At 62.2% G+C, this 3,995-nt stretch carries 5 protein-coding genes; all 5 read left to right on the forward strand.

Translation table 11 applies throughout. From position 1 onward, the window contains the following. On the forward strand, window positions 1–175 hold a 175-nt coding region (locus EN914_RS27115; RefSeq protein WP_206527246.1), incomplete at its 5' end, for a VOC family protein. Next, window positions 172–456, forward strand: a complete 285-nt coding sequence (locus EN914_RS27120; RefSeq protein WP_013531106.1) for a DUF1467 family protein — start codon at window positions 172–174, stop codon at window positions 454–456. The genes EN914_RS27115 and EN914_RS27120, both read left to right, overlap by 4 nt. A gap of 633 nt (window positions 457–1,089) precedes the next feature. Next, the gene (gene proS, locus EN914_RS27125) at window positions 1,090–2,418 is read left to right on the forward strand and encodes a proline--tRNA ligase (RefSeq protein ID WP_013531107.1); all 1,329 of its coding nucleotides are present in this window, start codon (window positions 1,090–1,092) and stop codon (window positions 2,416–2,418) included. Continuing rightward, window positions 2,415–3,701 (forward strand): lipoprotein-releasing ABC transporter permease subunit, encoded by a 1,287-nt coding sequence (locus tag EN914_RS27130; protein WP_013531108.1) that lies wholly within the window; start codon window positions 2,415–2,417, stop codon window positions 3,699–3,701. Before proS ends, EN914_RS27130 begins: the two co-directional genes overlap by 4 nt. Further along, the coding region (locus EN914_RS27135) for an ATP-binding cassette domain-containing protein (protein ID WP_206527247.1) at window positions 3,698–3,995 on the forward strand (298 nt) is incomplete at its 3' end. The genes EN914_RS27130 and EN914_RS27135, both read left to right, overlap by 4 nt.

Genomic DNA, 3,995 nt, shown 5'->3' on the forward strand with positions numbered 1-3,995 from the left:
GCATCACCTTTGCTATGAGGTCGACGACATCCTGGCCGCGCGCGATCAGCTCAAGGCCGCCGGCGCCCGCGTGCTGGGCGACGGCAACCCGAGGATCGGCGCGCACGGCAAGCCGGTGCTGTTCCTGCATCCGAAGGATTTCTTCGGCACGCTGATCGAACTGGAGCAATCATGAGCTGGGTTTCGTTCACCGCCCTGTTTTTCGCGACCTGGTGGGTGGTGCTGTTCGCCGTGCTGCCGTTCAGCGTGAGGACGCAGGACGACGATCACGACGTGACGCTGGGCACGGTTCCGAGCGCGCCGCGTGGGCCTCACATGCTGCGCGCCGTGATCCGCACCACCATCGCCACCGCGATCCTGATGGGCATTTTCTATGGCCTGACGCATGGGCTGGGATACAGCCTCAACGACATCCCGCACATCGTGCCGGAATTCAGCCAGACGCCGGCTAAATAGACTGTCCAGCGACGGCGTTTTCATATGTCGGAACCGGGCGGGTTTCGGCGGGGAACGTCGTGCCGTTTTGCGGCCTGACGAGCGCTGACGCTGGGTAAGGTGGTTTGGCAACGCGTTGCGCTAAGCAGATGATTGCACAAAAAAAATGCAAGGCACGAGGCCTTGCAATTTAAACGCGTCCGATCTGTTTCCGGTTTCCGGCGGCAGCGAGTAACCGCGCCTAGATCGCATCCTCCCAAGACTTTGACCGCGTAGGAGAGCAGATTTTTTTCTGCCCTCTCGGTTATCGAGGTACATTAGCCTAAGGCGAATGAAAATGTCACGAAGAATTTTGCCTTGAAACGGGCATTCTCGTGCTGCACTGCACAATAGTGTGGCAGGCGTTGCTTGGCGAACGATCACCAAGACGCGCACAGTGACCGGGAGGCCTTGCAGCGCCGTGGGTCTTCTGGACGGGCGAACGGCGGTGCGACGCTTCTGATCCCGGCTACCCATGTTTTTTGGAAATCGATTCCGCTTTTCGGGCCGAAGCGTCCGGGTTCCCATTCCGCCTTGAAATGGCTATGAAGCCGGGTCAAGCAAGCCAAAGTCGCGCCGATTCTGACGCGGCCCTCCTCACTCACGGACCTGTCCATGCGTTTGTCGCGCTATTTCCTGCCGATCCTCAAAGAAAATCCGCGCGAGGCCGAGATCGTCTCGCACCGGCTGATGCTGCGCGCCGGCATGATCCGCCAGCAGGGGCAGGGCAGTTTCTCGTGGCTGCCGCTCGGCAAGCGGGTGCTGGACAAGGTCTGCCGCATCATCCGCGAGGAGCAGGATCGCGCCGGTGCGCTGGAAATCCTGATGCCGACCATCCAGTCGGCCGATCTGTGGCGCGAAAGCGGCCGCTATGACGACTACGGCAAGGAGATGCTGCGCATCAAGGACCGGCAGGACCGCGACATGCTCTACGGCCCGACCAATGAGGAAGTGGTCACCGAGATCGTCCGCGCCTATGTGAAGTCCTACAAGGACCTGCCGCTCAATCTCTACCACATCCAGTGGAAGTTCCGCGACGAAGTGCGGCCGCGCTTCGGCGTCATGCGGTCGCGCGAGTTCCTGATGAAGGACGCCTATTCCTTCGATCTCGACTTCGAAGGCGCCAGGGCGGCCTACAACAGGATGTTCGTGTCCTATCTCCGGACTTTTACGCGCATGGGGCTGCAAGCAATACCGATGCGGGCCGACACCGGGCCGATCGGCGGCGATCTCAGCCATGAATTCATCATCCTGGCCGACACCGGCGAGAGCCAGGTCTACTGCCACCGCGACTATCTTGCGCTCGATGTGCCCGGCGCCAACACCGATTTTGCCAACGACGCCGAGATCGCCGACATCGTCAAGACATGGACGACGCCCTACGCCGCCACCGACGAGATGCATGACGAGGCGGCGTGGGAGAAGATCGGCGAGAGCGACAAGGTTTCGGCGCGCGGCATCGAGGTCGGCCACATCTTCCATTTCGGCGACAAATATTCCAAGCCCATGGGCGCCAAGGTGACCGGACCCGACGGCAAGGATCATTTCGTCTCCGGCGGCTCCTACGGCATCGGTCCGTCGCGGCTGGTCGCGGCGATCATCGAAGCCAGCCATGACGATAACGGCATCATCTGGCCGGAGGCGGTGGCGCCGTTCGACATCGGACTGATCAACATGAAGGCGGGCGACGCCGAGTGCGACGGCGTCTGCGACGAACTGCATGCCGCTTTCGTCGCCGCCGGCAAGGACGTGCTCTACGACGACACCGACCAGCGGCCCGGCGGCAAGTTCGCCACCGCCGACCTGATAGGCCTTCCCTGGCAAGTGATCGTCGGACCGCGCGGTGTCGCCGCCGGCGAGATCGAGATCAAGAACCGCAAGACCGGCGAGCGCGAGACGCTGCCTATCGCGGACGCGAAGAAGCGCTTCGGTGTCGCCGCATGAGCGAGGCGGTGGCGGCAAGATCGGTCGGCGCCGGACCCTTTTCCATCTTCGAGCGCATGGTCGCCTGGCGCTATCTGCGTTCGCGGCGCAAGGAGACGGTGATCTCGGTGATCGCCTCGATCTCGTTCCTCGGCATCATGCTGGGCGTCGCCACGCTGATCGTGGTCATGGCGGTGATGAACGGTTTCAGGGCGGAGCTTTTGACGCGCATCCTCGGCGTCAACGGTCACCTGATCGTGCAGCCGCTCGATTCGCCGCTGGAGGACTATGCGCAGGTCGCCAGCCGCATCAACGGTGTAGCAGGCGTTAAATACGCCATCCCGCTGATCGATGGCCAGGTGCTTGCGCAAGGCAATGTCGGCGGCGGAACCGGAGCGCTGGTTCGCGGCATACGCGGCGAGGATCTGAGCAAGATCGCCATCGTTGCCAGCAACATCAAGCAGGGTTCGATCGCCGATTTCGATTCTGGCGAGGGCGTTGCCATCGGCAAGCGCATGGCTGAGAATCTCGGCCTGACGCTTGGCGATACCATCACCTTGATTTCGCCCGACGGCGACGTGACGCCGATCGGCACCACGCCGCGCATGAAGGGCTACAAGATCGCGGCGATCTTCGAAGTCGGCATGTCCGAATATGACACGTCCATCGTCTACATGCCGTTTTCCGAAGCGCAGCTTTATTTCAACATGGACGGGCGGGCGCAAACGATCGAGATTTATGTCGACAATCCAGACGATGTCGATGCGCTGAAACCGAAAGTGGAGGCGGCGGCGCAGCGGCCGATCGACATGGTCGATTGGCGCCAGCGCAACGAGACCTTCTTCTCCGCGCTGCAGGTAGAACGCAACGTCATGTTCATGATCTTGACGCTGATCGTGCTGGTGGCGGCGCTGAACATCATCTCCGGCCTGATCATGCTGGTGAAGGACAAGGGCCACGACATCGCCATCCTGCGCACCATGGGGGCGTCGCGCGGCGCCATCCTGCGCATCTTCCTGATGACGGGTGCGGCGATCGGCGTGACCGGCACGCTTGCCGGTGTGCTGCTCGGCGTACTGATCTGCACCAACATCGAATCGATCCGCCAGTTCTTCTCGTGGATGACCGGTAAGGTGCTGTTCAATCCTGAACTCTATTTCCTCAGCCAGTTGCCGGCGAAGATGGATCCGCGCGAGACGACCTATGTCGTCCTGATGGCGCTCGGCCTGTCCTTCCTGGCAACGGTGTTTCCGGCATGGCGCGCCGCGCGTCTCGATCCGGTCGAAGCCTTGAGGTACGAATAGTGGCCGAGGTCATTATCGAGCTGAAGAGCGTCGAGCGGCACTACGTCCAGGGACCGCGAAAGCTCACCATTCTCAATGGTGCGGACTTCTCGCTGAAGCGCGGCGAGATGGTGGCGCTGGTGGCGCCGTCTGGCACCGGCAAATCGACGCTGCTGCACACCGCCGGCCTGCTGGAGCGTCCCGACGCCGGCGACGTCATCCTGGCCGGCCGCGCCTGCGGGCGGCTGTCCGACGACGAGCGCACGGCGATCCGCCGCAACGATGTCGGCTTCGTCTACCAGTTCCATCATCTGC

The sequence above is a fragment of the Mesorhizobium sp. M7A.F.Ca.CA.001.08.2.1 genome (genome assembly GCF_003998455.1).
GTDB lineage: Bacteria > Pseudomonadota > Alphaproteobacteria > Rhizobiales > Rhizobiaceae > Mesorhizobium > Mesorhizobium ciceri.